The following is an 18,951-nucleotide window of genomic DNA, read 5'->3' on the forward strand; positions in this document are numbered from 1 at the left end:
AGAAGGTGATGACGATGCCCCAGGAACAGGATCTGACCACGATCACCCCCACGCGCCTGTGGGTCCCGCGCCATGTGCTGATCACGCGTGCAGCCTCCGACCTGCCGCACACCGCGGAGATCGTCCGCCGCTGTGAGGCAGCCGGAGTGGAGGACATCCGCGTCCTCCCCGGTAACGCCCTGACGGGGCTCCGCGGCGCCACGGAACGGGAGACCTATGCGTCGGCGAAGAACACTTTGGCCGTCGTCGTCGCACCGCCCAGTGCGCTGAAGCCCCAGCCGATCCCCCCGAGTGCCGACTGGCGGATCGACCTCGCGAAGGGTTGTCCCGCCCACTGCCAGTACTGCTATCTGGCCGGCTCGCTCCAGGGTCCGCCGGTGACCCGCGTCTACGCGAACCTCGACGACGTCCTCGACGGGGTGCGCACGCACGCCGGCCGGGGTTCCGTGACCAGCGGCACCATCGAGCGAGGTGGCGAGGGCACCACCTTCGAGATGTCCTGCTACACCGATCCGCTCGGCATCGAGAACGTGACGGGCTCGCTCGCGGCGGCGATCTCCCGCGTGGGCTCGGGAGAATTCGGCGAGGACGTCCAGCTGAGGTTCACCACGAAGTTCGACGACGTCGGCGAGCTGGTGACGCTGGATCACGGCGGCCGGACACGGGTGCGCTTCTCGGTCAACGCCGCCGAGGTGGCCAACCGCTTCGAGGGCGGGACGGCCAGGATGCCCGCACGGCTCACGGCGCTCCGCGCGGTCGCGGCGGCAGGCTACCGTGTGGGCCTGACCATCGCCCCCATCATGCCCGTCCCCGGCTGGCGTGAGCAGTACGGCGCGTTGCTCGACGACGTCGCCGCTGCCCTCGACGGCATCGAGGACGTCGACCTCACGGCCGAGATCATCACGCACCGGTTCACGCCCGCCAGCAAGGAGGTGCTGCTCGGCTGGTACCCGCGGACGAAGCTCGAGATGGACGAGGACCTGCGGAGCCGGAAGCGCTCGAAGTTCGGCGGGATCAAGTACGTGTACCCGAAGCAGACGATGAGCGAGATGCGGACCTGGTTCGTCGACGAGCTCGAGCGGCGTGTCCCGGCGGCGCGCCTCCTCTACTGGACCTGATCGGGGCATCCGGGCGTATCCGCCCGGTCCGCTGAAATCCAGGTGCAAGCCCCGTGATAGGACCGCCCCTGGCCGAGCGCCACGGCCTGTCAGCACCCACCGCCCCCCTGGAAACGGGCGGGCCGGCAGCTCTCCCGGGGGCCGCCACGGCGGCCGGAACAGTGCCCCGGGCGTCGTATCATGAAGGGTCAGCTTTTTTCTACCTTGAGGGGCAAGTTGTGTCCACCGTTGAAGACAATTCGGCAACCACAGCACAGACCGGCGGGAGCCGGGTCAAGCGGGGTATGGCTGAAATGCTCAAGGGCGGCGTCATCATGGATGTCGTCACAGCCGATCAGGCCCGCATCGCCGAGGACGCCGGTGCAGTGGCCGTCATGGCGCTCGAGCGGGTTCCCGCGGACATCCGCGCCCAGGGCGGCGTGTCCCGGATGAGCGATCCCGACATGATCGACAGCATCATCGAGGCCGTCTCCATCCCGGTGATGGCCAAGGCACGCATCGGTCACTTCGTCGAGGCGCAGGTCCTGCAGTCGCTCGGCGTCGACTACATCGACGAGTCGGAGGTCCTCACGCCGGCCGACTACACGAACCACATCGACAAGTGGAAGTTCCAGATCCCCTTCGTCTGCGGTGCCACCAATCTCGGTGAGGCGCTGCGTCGCATCAACGAGGGCGCTGCGATGATCCGCTCGAAGGGCGAGGCCGGCACCGGTGACGTCTCGAACGCCACGATGCACATGCGCACCATCCGTGCGGAGCTCAACCGCTTGTCCTCCATGGCCGAGGACGAGCTCTACGTCGCCGCCAAGGAACTCCAGGCGCCCTACGAGCTCGTCAGGGAGGTAGCCTCGGCCGGCCGCCTCCCCGTGGTGCTCTTCACCGCCGGCGGGATCGCGACGCCGTCGGACGCCGCGATGATGATGCAGCTCGGCGCGGACGGCGTGTTCGTCGGTTCCGGCATCTTCAAGTCCGGCAACCCGGCCGAGCGCGCCAATGCCATCGTCCAGGCGACCACCTTCCACGACGACCCCGACATGATCGCCAAGGTCTCGCGCGGGCTCGGCGAAGCCATGGTCGGTATCAACGTGGACGAGATCCCGCAGCCGCACCGCCTCGCAGAGCGCGGCTGGTAGTACTGCCCGTCCCCGATCAGGGACGCGAGGACCTCAGGAGGACCGCAGCCCGCACGGGCTGCGGTCCTCCTGCCGTTCCCGGCCGGAACCGGCCTACCGACCGGCGGACCCGTCGAGCTGCAGCGAGAACGTCTTCCCGCGGCCCAGCAGCGTGAAGCCGCGTCGGGAGAAGAACGCATAGCCCTGGGGAGTGGCGTTGACCGCGAGGTCGAGGGCTCCGGCTGCCGCGGCCCGCCGTGCCGTCGTCGCCACCAGGGAGGTCGCCAGTCCCTGCCGCTGGTGATCCGGCAGCACCTCGAGGTGATGGATGCCGCCGAGGCCGCGCAGTCCGGCGACGCCGGACGGGTAGAACGAGTAGGCCGCACCGGTGATGTTGCCGGTACCGGCGGACCGCGACACCGCATGCCACGCCTGGCGGGGCTGCGATCGGACCACTCGCAGTTCCTGCGCCAGGGGTCCGATGTAGTCGGGCACCTCGTCCGTCAGCCGGGCGGCGCCCGCGTCCCCGCCGCCGTCGTCGCCCTCCTTCGCCACGCCCGCGCCACCGGTGACGGCCGACACCGGTGCGGCCATCCACCACGGCTGCCAGCTCGGCTCGAAGCGCAGGTCCCCGAGCTCGACGGCGTCCACGGCCCCGTTGAGCCACACGCGGACCGAGGCGGCGCCGAGCCGCACTCCTTCGGCCAGCGCGGGCCGCACGGCGGTGGCACTGACCGCGGAGGGGAACATCAGCCCGAGCTCACGCCGCGCCGGCAGCCAGACCCAGGTGTTCCCGTGCGTCGAGAACGTCTTCCCACCCGTCGCCGTCGCCAGCGCCGCCGACCATGCCGTCTCCAGCCGCTGGCACTGCGCGATGGTCACCATGCGGGTGCGCCCGCGCGGACGCGTCTCACGCGAGACCGCGACGCACGAGCAGGGGCTGCAGGTCCGCGTCGCGTCCGCGGAACCGGCGGAAGGCCTCCAGCGGATCGATGCTGTTGCCCCGTGACAGCAGCTCGCGCCGGAAGTGGTCGCCGTTCCCGCGCGTCAGGCCGCCGGAAGTCCTGAACCACTCGACCGTGTCGGCGTCGAGCATCTCGCTCCAGATGTAGGCGTAGTAGGACGCCGCGTACCCGCCGGCGAAGATGTGCTTGAAGTAGGACGTACGGTAGCGCGGCGGGACCGGCGCGAAATCCACCCCCGCGTCCGCGAGGGCGGCGGCCTCGAAGGCGAGCGGGTCCTCGACCACCGTGCCGGAGGGGATGGAGTGCCAGGCGAGGTCCAGGAGGGCGGCGCCGAGGTAGGCCGTGGTCTCGAAGCCCTCGCCCCAGGCGCCCGCCGCGTGGATGCGGTCGATGACGTCCTGGGGGAGCGCCTCCCCGGTCTCGTGGTGGCGCGCGTAGTTCGCGACGATCTCGGGCCACAGGATCCACATCTCGTTGACCTGTGAGGGGTATTCGACGAAGTCGCGCGGGACGGCGGTCCCGGCGAACAGCGGGTAGGTGACGTCCGAGAACAGGCCGTGCAGGGCGTGGCCGAACTCGTGGAACGTCGTGACCACCTGGTCGTAGGACAGCAGCGTCGGTTCGCCCGTGCCCGGCTTCGACAGGTTCAGGTTGTTGACGACGACGGCACGCGTGCCCTCGAGCGCGGACTGGTCCACGAACGAATTCATCCAGGCACCCCCGCTCTTGGTATCGCGCGTGTAGTAGTCGCCGAGGAACAGGCCCAGCCCTGACCCGTCCGCATCGAAGACCTCCCAGACGCGGACGTCCGGGTGGTAGCCGACGAGGTCGGGGCGCTCCGCGAAGCTGAGTCCGTACAGCCGGTTCGCGGCGTGGAAGACGCCGTCGTTGATGACGCTCTCCAGTTCGAAGTACGGGCGCAGTGCATCGAGGTCCACGTCGAACTTCGCCTTCCGCACCCGCGACGCGTAGAACGCCCAGTCCCACGGCTCGATCGGGTGCCCGGCCTCGGCCTCGAGTTCCGCGGCCTCGGTCCTGGCGTTACGGACGGCCGGAGCGGCCAGCTCCCGCATCCGGTCCATGATCGCGGCGAGCGACGGCGCCGTCTGGTTGTCGGTCGCCGCCGCTGCGTGCGTGTCGAATCCGAGCAGGGCTGCGCGTTCGGCGCGGAGGGTCGCCATGCGGGTCGCGATCGCGAGGGTGTCCGCCTCGTTGCCGCGCGCTCCGCGGTTGACGGACGCCTCGTGGAGCCTGCGGCGGACGTCCCGGTCCGTCAGCAGCTCCAGTGCGGGCTGCGCGGTCGGCAGGATCAGGGTCAGCAGGTACTTGCCCTCGTGGCCCGCCTCCGCGGCAGCTCCGGCGGCGGCGGAGACGGCGTCGGAGGAGAGGCCGTCGAGTTCCTCCGCGCGATCGAGGAGCAGCGCCGAATCGTTGGTGTCCTTCAGGAGTTTCTGGGAGAACTCCGTGCTGAGGGCCGAGAGTTCGGAGTTCAGTCGGCGCAGGGTCACCTGGGCGTCGTCGTCCAGTTCCGCACCTGCCCGGACGAAGCTGCGCAGGTACTCCTCCACCAGGCGCACGGATTCGTCGTCGAGCCCGTCGAGCGGCACCCGGCGGAGACGCTCGAACAGTGGCCGGTTCAGCTTGATGTTGTCCTCGTGCTCAGCGAGCCTCGGCGCCACCTGCTGTTCGAGATCCTGGATGAACGGCGTCGCGTGGCTGACCGAGTTGCTGAAGAACACGCTCGCGACCCGGTGCAGCGTACGCCCGGCACGCTCAAGTGCCACGACCGTGTTCTCGAAGGTCGGGGCCTCGGCCGAACCCGTGACGGCGTCGATCTCCGCGAGGTGCTCGGCGAAGCCGGCGTCGAAGGCGGGCAGGTAGTGCTCCTCCCGCAGGGAGGCGAAGGGTGGCAGCTGGTAGTCGAGGGTGCTCGGCTCGAGGAAAGGGTTGCTCATGAGAACTAACTTTTGCACGTTGTTGCACGTATGCGCACCACCCTTGACCCGTCCGGATCACGCTCCCTAGGGTCGGGAATGCTTCGCTGCCTGATGATCGGCGTCCTTCCGGGGGCGCCACCAGGACAGGGGCGGCCGGCACAGGAGCCGGTTGCCGCGGAGCACGCCGGGCAGCGCAGCCCGGTCCCGAGAAGGAGCACCCATGAGAACCCGTTCCCGAACATCCGTCCTGCTGACACTGTCGCTGGCCCTCAGCGGCGTCACCGTCGCGGCCGTCCCGGCAGTAGCGGCACCACCGCCGGCTCCCGCCCGCGTCGTCGCCCCCCTCGCCGCCGACGGGACGACGCCGATCCCGGCCGTCGAGGGCCCCCTCGCCTCCACGGCGGAGTCCTACCCCTTCGGGGCGGCGGACCACCAGGAGGTCCCGCAGGACCTCGCCCGCCTCGGGTACGTGGAGGAGGAGTACCTCGTGAGCGGTACCTCCAACGTCTACACATGGCCTGCGGCAGGGCCCGCCGAGATCCGGACCCCCGACGCCCCGTACAGCACCCGCGTACTGGTCCGTAAGCCGGCCAGGGGCCAGGCGTTCAGCGGCAACGTGGTCGTCGAGATGCTCAATCCGAGCAACCTCTTCGACCTCAACATCGGCTGGGCCGTGGCCCAGGAGCAGATCGTCGCCAACGGTGACGCCTGGGTGGGCATCACCGCCAAGCCGATCGCCGTCGAGGCGCTGAAGAACTTCGACGCGGAGCGGTACGCCTCGCTGTCCTTCGCCAATCCGCTGCCCCTGACCGATCCGGCGAACTGCGCCACGGTCGCCGCCGACTCCTCCAGGACGACGGAGAACGGCCTGATCTGGGACATCTACTCGCAGGTGGGTGCCTGGCTGAGGAGCGACGACGCCACGAACCCGCTGCGCTACGGCGCGCGGACAACCCGCGTGGAGCACGCCTACGGCTTCGGCTACTCCCAGACCGGTGGCTTCCTCGTGAACTACATCAACGGCGTGCACCCGCTCGTCGTCGAGTCGGACGGAGCGCCGATCTACGACGCCTATCTCGTCGCCGTCGCCGGTGGCGCCTTCGCCGGCGCGTACCCCATGAACCAGTGCGAGCCCGCGCCACCGGCCACCGACGTCCGCCGCCAGTTCAGGGACGTCGGCGTGCCCATCATGCGCATGATGTCGCAGTCCGACTATCTCCTCGGCATCGGCTCCCGCCGGGAGGACAGCGATGCGCCGGGCGACCAGTACCGCCACTACGAGATGGCAGGCGCCGGCCACGCGACCCCCGACGAGCTCACGTTCTCGGCGTCCTCCGCAGACATCCTCGCCGCGGACCGCGCCGTCCCGCCGGCATCCTGCAACGAGGGGCCACGCAGCCGGTTCCCGAGTTCGATCTTCTTCAACGCAGCGCTGCGGAACCTCGACGCCTGGGTGCGCGACGGCGTCGCGCCTCCCCACGCGGAGCCCATCCTGGTGCGCAACGGCGCGCCGGTCCTCGACCGGTTCGGCAACGTGCAGGGCGGCCTCCGCTCGCCGTTCCTCGACGCGCCCACCAGCACCTGGTACGGCACGGCGACGGGCGCGTCCTTCTGCTTCATCGCAGGATACGAGCGCCCGCTGTCCCAGACGGTGATCGACAGCCTCTACCGGAACCACGGAGCCTACGTGAAGGCGGTCAAGGACAGCGCACGCAGCCTCGAACGTGAAGGGTTCCTGACCGCCTACGACGCACGCGAGCTGCAGAGGGACGCCGCGCAGAGCAGGATCCCCTGATGGTGGGATGAACGCAGAGAGGCCCCCGTTCCGGCGGGGGCCTCTCTGCGTGGACGGCCTGCAAGGGGACATCGGCTGTGGCAGGGTTGCCGGATGGACGAGCAGACCTGGGAACAGCAGATCGGGACCTACTGGGAGCAGGAGTTCGACGACACGCGTCCCGAGGAATCCCTCGTCCGGATGCGGGACCTGGCCGCCGTGCGGCCTGACGGCGATGCGGCAGCCCTCTTCGAGTACGCCGGCGTGCACGACGCCCTCGGTCTCGAACACGAGGCGATCCCCCTCTATCGTGCGGCGATCCGTGCGGGTCTCGAGGGCGAGCGCGCCACCCGCGTGGTCATCCAGCTGGCCAGCACCCTGCGCAACGTCGGCGCGTCGGCCGAGGCGGTGCGGATGCTCGAGTCGATGCCGGCGACGGAGGCCGACGAGGCGGCGCGTCAGGCCTTCCTGGCCCTCGCGCTCTACGACGAGGGACGCTATGGCGATGCCCTGCGCACCGCACTCGCAGCCCTGATCCCGACGCTCGACGGCTACCGGCGAGCCCTCGGTGCCTACGCCGACGAGCTGCCGAGCACGACGCCGGACCGCGGCTCGTCCCCGCAGCCTGTCATGGATCGCCCTGAGTGACGTGACGTGACGTCCGTCCTCCGCGGCACGGTCACGGCCGGCCTTCACCCCACGTGGCGGCGAGCGCGGTCCAGGCTGTCCTTCCCGTGGCGAGCGGGGTCCTGGCTGTCCGTGCCTGGGCGGTTGCGCGTCCTGAACGCCTCCGCGCCGAGGGTCGCAGCCGTGCTGCCCACGCCGAGGACCAGGCCGATGCGGGTATGCGGAAGCCGCGTGCCTCTGTCCGCAAGGCGCTCCCCGACACCGAAGACGAGCCGTTCCATTCCGACCGTCAGCGCGACGCTTCCGCCGAGGAAAGCCACCGCTGCTCCCGCGAGCACCACCGCGTGACGTACGGGGTGGCGCATCGACGACCGGAAGCGCGGGCCCCGGTGGGTGCCCGAGCGTCCATCGGTGGTCGACCGGGGTGATGGAGGATCGGCGGCGACACCCGGGTCGCCGGGCTCCGGCTCCGGTGCAGTGTCCTCGCCGGGTGAAAGCCTGCCGCGTCTCATCGCCGCGATCCCGTAGGCCGCACTGGCGGTGAGGATCATCGTCTTGGCGACGACGCGCACCGGCCTGCTCGTGGTGTAGTCGGGCAGGGCGTACCAGAGGATGATGCCCAGCCCGGACAGGAGATCGGCCAAGAGCGGGAGGGGAGGTGTGGTCTTCGGCGACATGGGATCCACGCTACGGACCCGCCCGGCGCGGGCGCATCCGCCCTCGTGCTGATCCCGGTGTCCTCCGCGCGGAGGATGGCCGCCCGTCCGGCGGAGGAGAACACGCCCAGCCGGCGGAGCAGAAGGCGCTGGACGCCAGGGCGAAGTCCGCTGGACCCCGGAGCAGAAGGCGCTGGAGGCCGGAGCGAGGTCCGCCCGGACACCGGCCGTGCCCGCCCCGGAGTCGGGCGGGCACGGCGTCGGGTCCACGTCGTCCGCAGGTCAGCCGTTCGGGGGCGTGTAGAGCTGGAGGTCGTTGCCCTCGCTGTCCTTGAACGGGAGGATGCGACCCCACGGGTACTCGCTGATGTCGCCCTCCACGGACGCTCCACCCCGGGCGGCGATGCGCTCGAGCTCGTCCTCGATGGAGCCTTCCGGCTCGAGGCTGATGACGGCTCCGCCGCCTGCTCCGCCATGGGTGGCCTCCCGTGCGTTGAGGCCGATGGTGAGCCCGCCGGCGTCGATCTCGGCCCACTCGTCCTCCTGCATGCTGACGTCCAGTCCCAGGGTGTCCCGGTAGAAGGCCAGCGCCCGGTCCATGTCCTCGACGGGGACCCAGACGGTTGCTACTCCCTTGGCCATGATGCTCCTTCCGCGGATCCGGAGGGGATCCAGAGGGTTCACGGACCCGGCCGGGCCCGTCCCTCGGCACGCTACCGGCCGGTCGGAGCCGACGCTCCGGAGGAGAGGACCCTTGACGGCGGCTCGCCCGTGCTGTCCTACCGGGGGCGCTCGGCGGCGTGGCGGCGCGCGAGATCGGCCAGGGAATCGTCCAGGCCGTCGGCGTCGAAGGAACCGAACCTGCGCTCGGCGGCGGTGCGCAGGAGGAAGTCGGCGATGGCCGGGTTCTTGGGCAGGAGCGAGCCGTGCAGATAGCTCGCCACGATGTTCCGGTAGCGCGCCCCCTCATGCTCGTCCTCAGCATTGTTGCCCGCGCCCTTGACGACGGTCGCGAGCGGCCTGACGCCTTCGCCGAGGAAGGTCTGTCCGCTGTGGTTCTCGTAGCCGTGGATGTCGCCGAATTCCTCGCTGGTGGCGACGACGTTGCCGATCAATCGCTCCGTGCCACCCCGGGTTTCGAGGTCCAGCACGCCGATCCCGGGGATCACGGTGCCGTCGTGTGTCCGGAACTCCCTCCCGAAGAGCTGGTACAGACCGCAGATGAGCAGCATCGGCGTACCGTCTTCCGCGAGCTCGCGGAGACGCGGAGCGATCGACTGGAGGTCGTCCTGGATGACCACCTGTCCGCTGTCCTGTCCGCCGCCACCGATGATGACGTCGATGTCCGCGGGGAAGGCGTCGCCGGCGTTGTGTTCGAGGATCTCGGCGCCGTAACCGCGCCAGGCGAGCCGCTGCTTGAGGACCAGGACGTTGCCGTAGTCGCCGTAGATGTTCATCTCCCGTGGGTACAGCTGCAGGATGCGCAGCGTCCCCTTCGCCGGATCGGCAGGAGCCTCGCTGAGGTGGCTGGCGGACGGTGCATCGGTCATCAGGAGACCACCTCGACCTTCGTGATCTTGGAGAGTTCGCGGCGCACGGCGAGCATCGCCGTGTAGGTGCAGAAGATGCGCTTGGGGTGGCCCGCCGAACCGCCGATGAACTGCTTGAGCCCGTCCGGGATGTCGGTCTCGACGGCGCCCACGCGGACGTCGTCGTACTTCAACCGGAGCGCCATGTCGTAGGCGCGGACGCCGCTGACCATCTCCACGCCGCCGAGTCCGAGCGAGTCGAAGTCGACGTCCCAGAGCCAGGACATGTCGCGCCCGTCGGCGTAGTTGTCGTTGATCGCGATCATCGTCGCGCAGCCGGCAGGATCGAACGACTTCAGCCCGAGCCGGAAGCCACTCGGGTTCTTCACCAGGACCAGTTCCAGGGGAAGGCCGTCGACGACGAGGCTCTCGCCCCGTCCGAACGCGGGCTCGACGGCGGCCAGGGACGCGTACAACCGGTCGTCGTCGGCGGTTCCGGCCATGACGGTCCGCGCCGCAGCGAGCGCGGCGGCCGCGTTGAAGATGTTGTAGACGCCCCGGAGGCGGAGATCCGTGCGGGTCACCGTGCCGTCCGCCTCGAACTCGGCGGAGTTACCGTCGACCGAGCGGAGGACCACGTCAGCGGGCAGGGCGGAGGCGGGAGCGGTGCCGGCCGCGCCGCGGAGTTCGTCGTCGTTCGGGAACGTGCTCCGCAGTGATGCGTCGAGGCCGAAATAGACGACGTCGGCGGTCGTGACCGATGAGGCGATACCGGCGACGCGCGGGTCCTCGCGGTTGAGCACGACGGTGCCCGTCGTGGCCAGGGCGATGCGCTCGAGCAGCCGCGTGGTGGCGTCGATCTCGCCGAAGCGGTCCAGCTGGTCGCGGAGCACGTTGAGGAGCAGGGAGAAGCGTGGGGGGACGAGCTTGACGAAGTGCACCGCGTGCGCCTCGTCGAGCTCGAGCACGGCGACGTCCGCCGTCAGGCGGCCGCGCCAGTCCACCTCGCCGAGCAGTGCGGCGGCCACGCCGCGCGTGAAGTTGCTGCCGGTGCGGTTGGTGAAGACTTTCAGGCCCTGGCCCTCGAGGAGCTCCACCACCATCTTGGTGGTGGTCGTCTTGCCGTTCGTCCCGCTGACGACGACGACGCCGCGGGGGAGGTTGGACAGCGCGCGGGCCATGAACCCGGGGTCGAGGCGCTCGACCACGAGGCCGGGAAGGGCGGAGCCGCCGCCGCGCAGGCGGGACGCGATGCGCACGGCCTTGCCCACGAGGACTGGAAGGGGATTCATGCCTCCACGATATCGCCGGGCCGGTGTTCTTCCCGCGAGGCGGGGGACGAGGCGCTCCCGGCCGGGGCGGCTACGCCCGGCCGACGACCTAGAATCGAGGGATGACCTCCCCGTCCTCCTCGGCGCCCCTGCCGACGTCGGTCCCCGTATCCGATGAGCCGATCGACGCTCCGATCGACGCGCCGATCGACGCTCCGATCGATGCGCCGGCCGACACCCGTCGATCCGGCGTGCGTCCGGTCGGCGTGCCTCCGGCCGGCGGGCGCCCGGTCTCCGGGGATCGCGCGACCACGGAGGGGAGGGCCGCGGCCGGACGGCGCGTTGTCGTCGTCGGGGTCCTCGCGGTGCAGGGCGACGTACGGGAGCACATCGCGACGATCGAGTCGCTCGGCGGGCGCGCCGTCACGGTGCGGCGTCCGGCGGAACTCGCCGCTGTGGACGGCCTCATCATCCCCGGCGGCGAGTCGACCACCATCGACAAGCTGACGCGCACCTTCGGGCTGGCCGCTCCGCTGCGCGAGCTGATCGTCGGCGGCCTGCCCGTGTACGGATCCTGCGCGGGCATGATCATGCTCTCGGATGTCATCGCCGATCCCGCCACCGACCGCTCGGGCAATCCGCAGCAGACGTTCGGCGGGCTCGACATGGTGGTGCGGCGCAACGCCTTCGGACGCCAGCGCGAGTCCTTCGAGACCGACCTCGACTTCGCGGAGCTGGCGGCCACGGGCACCGCCGCGGCCGGGGACCCCGTGCGCGCGGTCTTCATCAGGGCGCCCTGGGTCGAGAAGGTGGGCGACGGCGTCGAGGTGCTGGCGCAGGTGCCCGCCGCCGGGACACCCCGGGCGGCACCCCGGGACGACGTCGGTGACAGTTCTTACGGCGGTGGCTCGAGTGATGGCTCAAGCGATGGCTCAAGCGACGGCTCCGGCGGTGCGACGGACGGCGCAGGAGCGGACTTGGAGCCGGTCGCTAGAATTGTCGCAGTGCGTTCGGGCAACCTGCTGGCCACGAGTTTCCACCCGGAAGTGACGGGTGAGCGGCGGGTCCACGAACTCTTTATCCGGATGATCAGAGGAGAAGCGTAAGCATGTCGGGGCACTCCAAGTGGGCAACCACCAAGCACAAGAAGGCGGCGATCGACGCCAAGCGCGCGAAGTCCTTCGCGAAGCTGATCAAGAACATCGAGGTCGCAGCGCGCGCGGGCGGTGCCGACGTCGCCGGTAACCCCGGCCTCGAACTCGCCGTCTCGAAGGCCAAGAAGACCTCCGTGCCCATCGACAACATCAACCGCGCGGTGAAGCGCGGCGCGGGCCTGCTCGGCGAGGCCGTCGACTACCAGACCATCATGTACGAGGCCCGTGGGCCCCAGGGCTCGGCGCTCCTCATCGAGTGCCTCACGGATAACAAGAACCGTGCTGCCTCGGAAGTGCGGCTCGGTATCTCCCGCAACGGCGGGACGATCGCCGACCCCGGATCCGTGGCCTACCTCTTCGCCCGGAAGGGCGTCGTCACGCTGCCGAAGAACGGACTGACCGAGGACGAGCTCCTCATGTCCGTGCTCGACGCCGGCGCCGACGAGGTCAAGGAATCGGCCGACACCTTCGAGATCGTGTCGGAGCCGCAGGACCTCCGTGCGGTCGTCGAGGCCCTCGACGCGAGCAGCATCGAGTACGAGACCGACGAGGTCGAGTTCGTCCCGTCCATGCAGGTGGACCTGGACTCCGACGGTGCGCGCAAGTTCCTGAAGCTCGTGGACGCCCTCGAGGAGCTCGACGACGTCCAGAACGTGTATTCGAACGCCAACCTCTCGGACGAGGTCCTGGCCGAGCTCGAGGACGACTGACATCGTCCTGCTTGTCGGCGTCGTCCTGCTGACCGGATCCGCCCGGTGACCTACCGTGTCATGGGCGTGGACCCCGGCCTGACGAGGTGCGGCCTGGCCGTCGTCGACATCGAACCGAACCGGCGCTCGACGCTCGTGGCCGTCGGCGTCGTCGGGACGGAGGCGGGCCGCAGCCTGGACGAACGGCTGCTCGTCATCTCCGAGGCGGTCGACACCTGGCTGGACCTGCACAAGCCGGAGGTCCTCGCCGTCGAGCGCGTGTTCAGCCAGTTGAACGTGAGCACCGTCATGGGGACGGCCCAGGCGTCGGGCGTGGTCATCGTCGCGGCCGCACGCCGCGGGATCCCCGTCGCCCTGCACACGCCCACCGAGGTCAAGGCCGCCGTCACGGGGAACGGGCAGGCGGACAAGGTGGCCGTCACCAAGATGGTCACGAAGATCCTCCGCCTCGACACCCCTCCGCGGCCGGCGGATGCCGCCGACGCGCTGGCCCTCGCCATCACCCACGCGTGGCGCAGGGGAGTGGGGCAGCAGGGCGCCGCGGTGTCCGGCGGCTCGCTCACTCCGGCGCAGCGCCTGTGGGCCGAAGCGGAAGCCAGGGCCCGACGCCGGTAGGCCCGCTCCGCGGTGTGGCGGCTCGATCGCACGGCGTGACGCCGGTACCGTAGTGCATTAGAACGTATGTTCGACACCGGGCGCGCCCGGTCCATCCATCCGCACGTGCCTCTGGAGCTCCTCATGATCAGTTCCCTCCGCGGGACAGTGACCCACGTGGGCCTGCACTCCGCCGTCATCGACGTCAACGGCTTCGGCATGCAGGTCCAGGCCACCCCGCAGACCCTCTCGGGATTGCGGACGGGCGAGGAGGCCAGCGTCGCGACCGCGATGATCGTGCGCGAGGACTCGATGACGCTCTTCGGGTTCGAGGACGCCGACCAGCGCGAGGTCTTCGAGACGCTCCTCGCCGTCAGCGGCGTCGGTCCGCGTCTGGCCCTGGCCGTGCTCGCCGTCCACACCCCGGACGCCGTGCGCATCGCGGCGTCGTCGGGCGACGACAAGGCCTTCAGCAAGGTACCCGGGATCGGTCCCAAGGGCGCGCGGCGCATCGTGCTGGAACTCGCGGGCAAGCTCGTGCCGCTGGAGGCGAAGCCCGGCGTGTCACCGCAGTCCTGGCAGGGCCAGGTGCTCACGGCCATGATGGGCCTCGGCTGGTCCGAGAAGGACGCCGGAGCGGCGATCGACGCCGCCGTCGCCGAGGCGCCCGAGGTCGCCGCGTCCGGCGACGTGGGGCAGATCCTCAAGCTCACCCTCCGCAGGCTCGGCCAGGACGGCGCGCGCAGCTCCGCCCGGTCGACCACCCGGGGTCCGCGCACTCCTGCGGGCGCTGCCGGCCGGGCCCAGGCCGATGCCGGGGTGGGCGCATGACCGATCACCACCCCGAGGACGTGCCGCTGGTCGCGCCCTCGGCCGACCCGGAGGACCGCGCCGTCGAGGCAGCGCTCCGGCCGAAGAACCTCGACGACTTCGTCGGGCAGAAGCGCGTCAGGCGGCAGCTCTCGCTGGTGCTCGAAGCCTCCCGGCTGAGGGGGCGCAGCGCCGACCACGTCCTGCTGTCCGGCCCTCCCGGGCTCGGGAAGACGACCCTCGCCATGATCATCGCCGCGGAGATGAACGCGCCGCTGCGCATCACGTCCGGGCCCGCCATCCAGCACGCCGGCGACCTCGCGGCGATCCTCTCGTCGTTGACGGAGGGGGAGGTGCTCTTCCTCGACGAGATCCACCGCATGTCCCGGCCCGCCGAGGAGATGCTGTACATGGCCATGGAGGACTTCCGGGTCGACATCATCGTCGGCAAGGGACCCGGCGCCACCGCCATCCCTTTGGAGCTGCCGCCGTTCACGCTCGTCGGAGCCACGACGCGAGCCGGCCTCCTTCCCGGCCCGCTCCGGGACCGGTTCGGCTTCACGGGGCACCTCGAGTTCTACTCCACCGAGGAACTCGAGCTCGTGCTCCGCCGCTCCGCGATGCTGATGGACATGAAGGTCAGTTCGGCGTCCTTCGCGGAGATCGCCGGCCGCTCCCGGGGGACCCCGCGCATCGCCAACCGCCTGCTACGGCGTGTCCGGGACTGGGCGCTCGTCCACGGCGTCGACCTGATCGACGCACGGTCCGCCAGTGCGGCGCTGGACATGTACGAGGTGGATGCGCGCGGGCTCGACCGGCTCGACCGCTCTGTGCTCACGGCCCTCATCACCAAGTTCAACGGAGGGCCGGTGGGACTGTCCACCCTGGCCATCGCCGTCGGTGAGGAACCGGAGACCGTGGAGACCGTGGCCGAGCCCTACCTGGTGCGTGAGGGCATGCTGGGACGCACCCCGCGGGGGCGGATCGCGACCGCCGAGGCCTGGAAGCACCTCGGCCTCGTGATGCCCGCCACCGTGGCCGCAGCCATGCCCGAGGACCTCTTCTCCGTCGCGCCGGAGGACCTGATGGGCAGCGAATCCGCGATCGACAGCTGGGCCCGACCGGACCCGTGACGCGGAAGCGGTCAGGATTCCCCTTTACACTGGTGTCTTCGTCTGTGTGCCGGGGCACATCCCTGCCGCACACACCCAGACCCACGAACGGATTCGCCCAGTGCTTGCACACGTAGTTGCCCAGACCGCATCCGAAGATGCTCCTCCCTTCGACATCTTCTCGCTGCTGCTGCCCCTGGCGCTGGCGTTCCTGATCTTCACCATGTTCCGGCGGCAGCGTAAGTCGCAGCAGCAGGTCAAGGAGATGCGGACGCAGATGGAGCCGGGCACCGAGGTCATGACGCAGTTCGGTCTCTTCGGCACCATCGTCTCCATCGACCAGGAGAACAACAAGGCCGTCCTTGAACTGTCGCCCGGCACCTTCGCGACCGTCCATACGCAGGCCCTCTCGAAGGTCGTGCAGCAGGAGTCCGTCGCGGCGGAGGACACGCCCGGTACGGACGATGACGCCGCACGGCGTGATCTCGACGCCTACGACGGCGCGGTCGTCCCGGACGATGCCTCCTCGCTCGACGGTGTCGACCGGCCCGCCACCGGCGGGGCGACCGCCACCTCGCCCTCCACGGTGTCGGGTGCCGAGACCCCGGACCCCCTTCGCGAGCAGGGCGGCGAGCTGCCCGAGAGGGATCAGTCGCTGCGGGACAACCGCGACGCGCGCGACGCCCGCGACCCCAAAGCGAACCCCGACCACTAGCATTCCTCAGGGGCCGGTACTCAGCCGTGCCTGTCGTGACACCGGCGCCACGCGTGGCGCCACAGCATAAGGACACCTCACCATGCCTCGTACCGGTCCCGGGACGGCAGCCAAGCGGACACTTGTCTGGCTGGGCGTACTGACCGCACTGCTCGCGATCCTCCTCGGCTCGGGCTCCATCTGGAGCACGGCCAGCTGGAGCCCGCGCCTGGCCCTCGACCTCGAGGGCGGTACCCAGATGATTCTCGCCCCCCGGGTCCAGGGCGGCAGCGAGATCACGCCCGAGCAGCTCGACCAGGCCGTCGAGATCATCCGGCAGCGTGTCGACGGCTCGGGCGTCGCCGAAGCCGAGATCAACACCCAGTCCGGCCAGAATGTGATCGTGTCCCTCCCGGGCACCCCTGACCCGGAGACGCGGGACCTGATCCAGGCATCCGCACAGATGGAGTTCCGGCCGGTCCTCGCCGGCGGCCCCGGTCAGGCGCCCGCCGCCGAGACGCCGACGCCCGACGACCAGCTGCCCCAGCCCGCGGCCGAGCCGCAGGACGCCAGCGATCCGAACTGGATCACCCCGGAGCTGTACAAGGAGTTCGAGGCGCTCGACTGCCTCGATCCGGCCGCTCTCGAGCCCGCGGAGGAACCGGCGCCCGCCGACGAGCCCATGGTCGCCTGCGAGCCCGACACCCAGGGCAAGTACATCCTCGGCCCGGTCGAGGTACCGGGCACGGACATCTCGACCGCGAGTTACGGGCTGCAGCGGGGTGCCCAGGGCCAGGCGCTCAACACCTGGGCCGTCAACATCGACTTCAACGACGAGGGCACGCAGATCTTCCGCGAGGTCACCGAGCGCCTCTTCGCCCTGGGCGACGGGGACCCACGGAACCAGTTCGCCATCGTGCTCGACGGCCGGATCGTCTCCGCGCCCACCACCAACGCCGTGATCCCCGACGGCAATCCCCAGATCAGCGGCAACTTCACCGAGGAGTCCGCCGCGGCGCTGGCCGAGCAGCTCAAGTACGGTGCGCTGCCGATCAGCTTCGAGATCCAGAGCGAGCAGCAGATCTCCGCGACCCTCGGTGCGGACCAGTTGCGCCTGGGCCTGATCGCCGGGCTGATCGGCCTGCTGCTCGTCGCCGTGTACTCGATGTTCCAGTACCGCCTCCTCGGGCTGGTCACCATCGCGTCGCTCGTCGTCGCTGGCGTCCTGACCTACCTGGCCATCTGCATCCTCGGCTGGACGGAGAACTACCGTCTCTCACTCGCCGGTGTCGCAGGCCTGATCGTGGCCATCGGTCAGACCGCGGACTCGTTCATCGTGTACTTCGAACGCATCCGCGACGAGCTGCGTGACGGGCGCGGGCTCGTCTCCGCCGTCGAGAACGGGTGGCGCCGGGCCAAGCGCACCGTCCTCGCCTCGAAGGCCGTCAACCTCCTCGCCGCGCTGGTGCTCTACTTCGTCGCCGTGGGCAACGTCCGTGGCTTCGCCTTCACCCTCGGTCTGACCGCCATCGCCGACCTGATCGTCGTCTTCCTGTTCACGCACCCCGTGCTGCGGCTCCTCGCGAGGACGAAGTTCTTCGGTGAGGGCCACCCGTGGTCCGGCCTCGATCCCCGCCGCCTCGGGGGCATTCCCCTCTACCGGGGAGCAGGCAGGCTCCGCGAGCCCGGCGCCACCGTTCCCGCGCCGGCCGCCACGACCCGCGCCAGGAACAAGGGCGCCTCCGGTGAGGCGGAACGCCGCCTGACCATCGCCGAGCGCCGCCGCGCGGAGCAGCAGGAGGCACTCGCCGGACGTACGGGGTCCACCGTCGTCGACCGCACCGGTTCTTCCCAGAAAGAGACCCACGAATGAGCCGCACCAGCTTCGCCACCTTCGGCAACGAGCTCTACTCGGGCAAGCGCTCATATCCTTTCGTCGCCAAGCGGAACCTCTGGTTCCTGATCGCGGGGATCGCCCTCCTCGTCTCGATCGTCATCCCCGTGGTCAAGGGTGGCTTCAACCTCGGTATCGACTTCCGCGGCGGTTCGGAGTTCACCGTGTCGGCGACGGAGAACACGGAGGTGGCCGTCGGTGAGCAGGCCGTGACCGATGTCGTTCCCGACGCCGTGCCTCGCGTGACGAACATCGCCGCGGACACCATGCGCATCCAGACCGAGCGGCTCTCCGACGACGAGACCCTCAGCGTCCGCGACAACCTGGTCGCCGGCTACGGTGTCGGGGAGGACCAGGTCACGTCGAGCTTCGTCGGCCCGACCTGGGGTGAGGACGTCAGCCGCCAGGCGCTGATCGGGTTCGGGGTGTTCGTGGTCCTGGCCGCGATCCTGATGGGCATCTACTTCCGCACGTGGAAGATGTCCCTCGCCGCCATGGCGGCCCTCGTGGTCGTCATGGTCGTCACGGCCGGCCTGTACTCGCTCAGTGACTTCGAGGTCACACCCTCGGCGATCATCGGCTTCCTGACCATCCTGAGCTACGCCCTCTACGACACGGTGGTGGTGTTCGACAAGATCCGGGAGAACACCGCGGACGTGACCATCTCCACGAAACGGACCTTCGCCGAGCAGGTCAACCTCGCCGTCAACCAGACCCTGGTGCGCTCCATCAACACGTCGGTCGTGGCCATCCTCCCTGTCGCCTCGATCCTGTTCATCGGTGCGTTCGTCCTGGGGGCGGGCACCCTCCAGGACCTCTCCCTGGCACTGTTCATCGGCATCATCCTCGGCACGCTCGGTACCATCTTCATCGCAGCCCCCCTGTACGCGGCGCTGCGGCTCAACGAGCCCGAACTGAGGAAGCAGGAGAAGAAGGTCCTGAACCGCCGCTCCATGGAGGCCGCTGCCGCCTGACCGCAGCGCCGCAACGCTGA

At 69.9% G+C, this 18,951-nt stretch carries 18 protein-coding genes; 12 read left to right on the plus strand and 6 right to left on the minus strand.

The window, feature by feature from the left end; all coding sequences use genetic code 11:
* Positions 1 to 14 precede the first annotated feature (14 nt).
* Entirely contained in the window at positions 15 to 1,118 is a 1,104-nt protein-coding gene (locus tag NVV32_RS06660; RefSeq protein ID WP_055771836.1) for a spore photoproduct lyase family protein, read from the plus strand.
* Between the two features lie 284 nt (positions 1,119 to 1,402).
* Entirely contained in the window at positions 1,403 to 2,251 is an 849-nt protein-coding gene (gene pdxS, locus NVV32_RS06665; RefSeq protein WP_235498966.1) for a pyridoxal 5'-phosphate synthase lyase subunit PdxS, read from the plus strand.
* A 93-nt stretch (positions 2,252 to 2,344) separates the two neighbouring features.
* Here the strand turns inward: pdxS and NVV32_RS06670 are convergent, their stop codons facing one another.
* Both NVV32_RS06670 and NVV32_RS06675 read right to left on the minus strand, forming a co-directional pair.
* A complete protein-coding gene (locus NVV32_RS06670) occupies positions 2,345 to 3,115 on the minus strand; it encodes a GNAT family N-acetyltransferase (RefSeq protein ID WP_055771830.1) in 771 nt (256 codons plus the stop codon).
* Positions 3,116 to 3,140: 25 nt separating this feature from the next.
* Positions 3,141 to 5,150 (minus strand): M3 family metallopeptidase, encoded by a 2,010-nt coding sequence (locus tag NVV32_RS06675; protein WP_422391769.1) that lies wholly within the window; start codon positions 5,148 to 5,150, stop codon positions 3,141 to 3,143.
* A 202-nt stretch (positions 5,151 to 5,352) separates the two neighbouring features.
* Between NVV32_RS06675 and NVV32_RS06680 the strand changes: the two genes are divergently transcribed.
* Positions 5,353 to 6,927: an alpha/beta hydrolase domain-containing protein gene (locus tag NVV32_RS06680; RefSeq protein WP_055771825.1), complete on the plus strand. Its 1,575-nt coding sequence runs from the start codon at positions 5,353 to 5,355 to the stop codon at positions 6,925 to 6,927.
* Positions 6,928 to 7,020: 93 nt separating this feature from the next.
* On the plus strand, positions 7,021 to 7,554 hold the full coding sequence (locus NVV32_RS06685; protein ID WP_055771820.1) for a tetratricopeptide repeat protein: 534 nt from the start codon (positions 7,021 to 7,023) through the stop codon (positions 7,552 to 7,554).
* A gap of 44 nt (positions 7,555 to 7,598) precedes the next feature.
* On the opposite strand, the gene NVV32_RS06690 is transcribed toward NVV32_RS06685, so the two are convergent.
* The 4 genes from NVV32_RS06690 to NVV32_RS06705 all read right to left on the minus strand — a co-directional run bounded on the left by NVV32_RS06690 (position 7,599) and on the right by NVV32_RS06705 (position 11,010).
* Positions 7,599 to 8,210, minus strand: coding sequence for a hypothetical protein (locus NVV32_RS06690; protein ID WP_422391770.1), 612 nt, complete (start codon positions 8,208 to 8,210; stop codon positions 7,599 to 7,601).
* 261 nt (positions 8,211 to 8,471) lie between these two features.
* A complete protein-coding gene (locus NVV32_RS06695) occupies positions 8,472 to 8,831 on the minus strand; it encodes a VOC family protein (protein ID WP_055771814.1) in 360 nt (119 codons plus the stop codon).
* Between the two features lie 137 nt (positions 8,832 to 8,968).
* Positions 8,969 to 9,739, minus strand: coding sequence for a type 1 glutamine amidotransferase (locus NVV32_RS06700; protein ID WP_055771810.1), 771 nt, complete (start codon positions 9,737 to 9,739; stop codon positions 8,969 to 8,971).
* Complete coding sequence (locus NVV32_RS06705) at positions 9,739 to 11,010, minus strand: MurT ligase domain-containing protein (RefSeq protein WP_422391771.1); 1,272 nt, start codon at positions 11,008 to 11,010, stop codon at positions 9,739 to 9,741. The genes NVV32_RS06700 and NVV32_RS06705 overlap by 1 nt, the downstream gene beginning before the upstream one ends.
* Positions 11,011 to 11,354: 344 nt before the next feature.
* On the opposite strand from NVV32_RS06705, the gene pdxT reads away from it, so the two are divergent.
* The 8 genes from pdxT to secF all read left to right on the plus strand — a co-directional run bounded on the left by pdxT (position 11,355) and on the right by secF (position 18,931).
* Positions 11,355 to 12,095 carry a pyridoxal 5'-phosphate synthase glutaminase subunit PdxT gene (gene pdxT, locus NVV32_RS06710; protein WP_422392015.1) on the plus strand — a complete coding sequence of 247 codons (741 nt, stop codon included), beginning with the start codon at positions 11,355 to 11,357 and terminating at the stop codon, positions 12,093 to 12,095.
* 2 nt (positions 12,096 to 12,097) lie between these two features.
* A complete protein-coding gene (locus NVV32_RS06715; RefSeq protein WP_152814686.1) occupies positions 12,098 to 12,853 on the plus strand; it encodes a YebC/PmpR family DNA-binding transcriptional regulator in 756 nt (251 codons plus the stop codon).
* A gap of 45 nt (positions 12,854 to 12,898) precedes the next feature.
* Positions 12,899 to 13,468 carry a crossover junction endodeoxyribonuclease RuvC gene (ruvC, locus tag NVV32_RS06720; protein ID WP_422391772.1) on the plus strand — a complete coding sequence of 190 codons (570 nt, stop codon included), beginning with the start codon at positions 12,899 to 12,901 and terminating at the stop codon, positions 13,466 to 13,468.
* Between the two features lie 123 nt (positions 13,469 to 13,591).
* A complete protein-coding gene (gene ruvA / locus NVV32_RS06725; protein WP_422391773.1) occupies positions 13,592 to 14,278 on the plus strand; it encodes a Holliday junction branch migration protein RuvA in 687 nt (228 codons plus the stop codon).
* A complete protein-coding gene (gene ruvB / locus NVV32_RS06730; RefSeq protein WP_422391774.1) occupies positions 14,275 to 15,390 on the plus strand; it encodes a Holliday junction branch migration DNA helicase RuvB in 1,116 nt (371 codons plus the stop codon). Before ruvA ends, ruvB begins: the two co-directional genes overlap by 4 nt.
* A 100-nt stretch (positions 15,391 to 15,490) precedes the next feature.
* A complete protein-coding gene (yajC, locus tag NVV32_RS06735; protein WP_422391775.1) occupies positions 15,491 to 16,084 on the plus strand; it encodes a preprotein translocase subunit YajC in 594 nt (197 codons plus the stop codon).
* Between the two features lie 82 nt (positions 16,085 to 16,166).
* On the plus strand, positions 16,167 to 17,936 hold the full coding sequence (gene secD / locus NVV32_RS06740) for a protein translocase subunit SecD (protein ID WP_055771791.1): 1,770 nt from the start codon (positions 16,167 to 16,169) through the stop codon (positions 17,934 to 17,936).
* Positions 17,933 to 18,931 (plus strand): protein translocase subunit SecF, encoded by a 999-nt coding sequence (gene secF, locus NVV32_RS06745; protein ID WP_055771789.1) that lies wholly within the window; start codon positions 17,933 to 17,935, stop codon positions 18,929 to 18,931. Before secD ends, secF begins: the two co-directional genes overlap by 4 nt.
* The last annotated feature ends 20 nt before the right edge of the window (positions 18,932 to 18,951 follow it).

The sequence above is a fragment of the Arthrobacter sp. N1 genome, from assembly GCF_048288285.1.
In the GTDB taxonomy this organism is placed as follows: domain Bacteria; phylum Actinomycetota; class Actinomycetes; order Actinomycetales; family Micrococcaceae; genus Arthrobacter_D.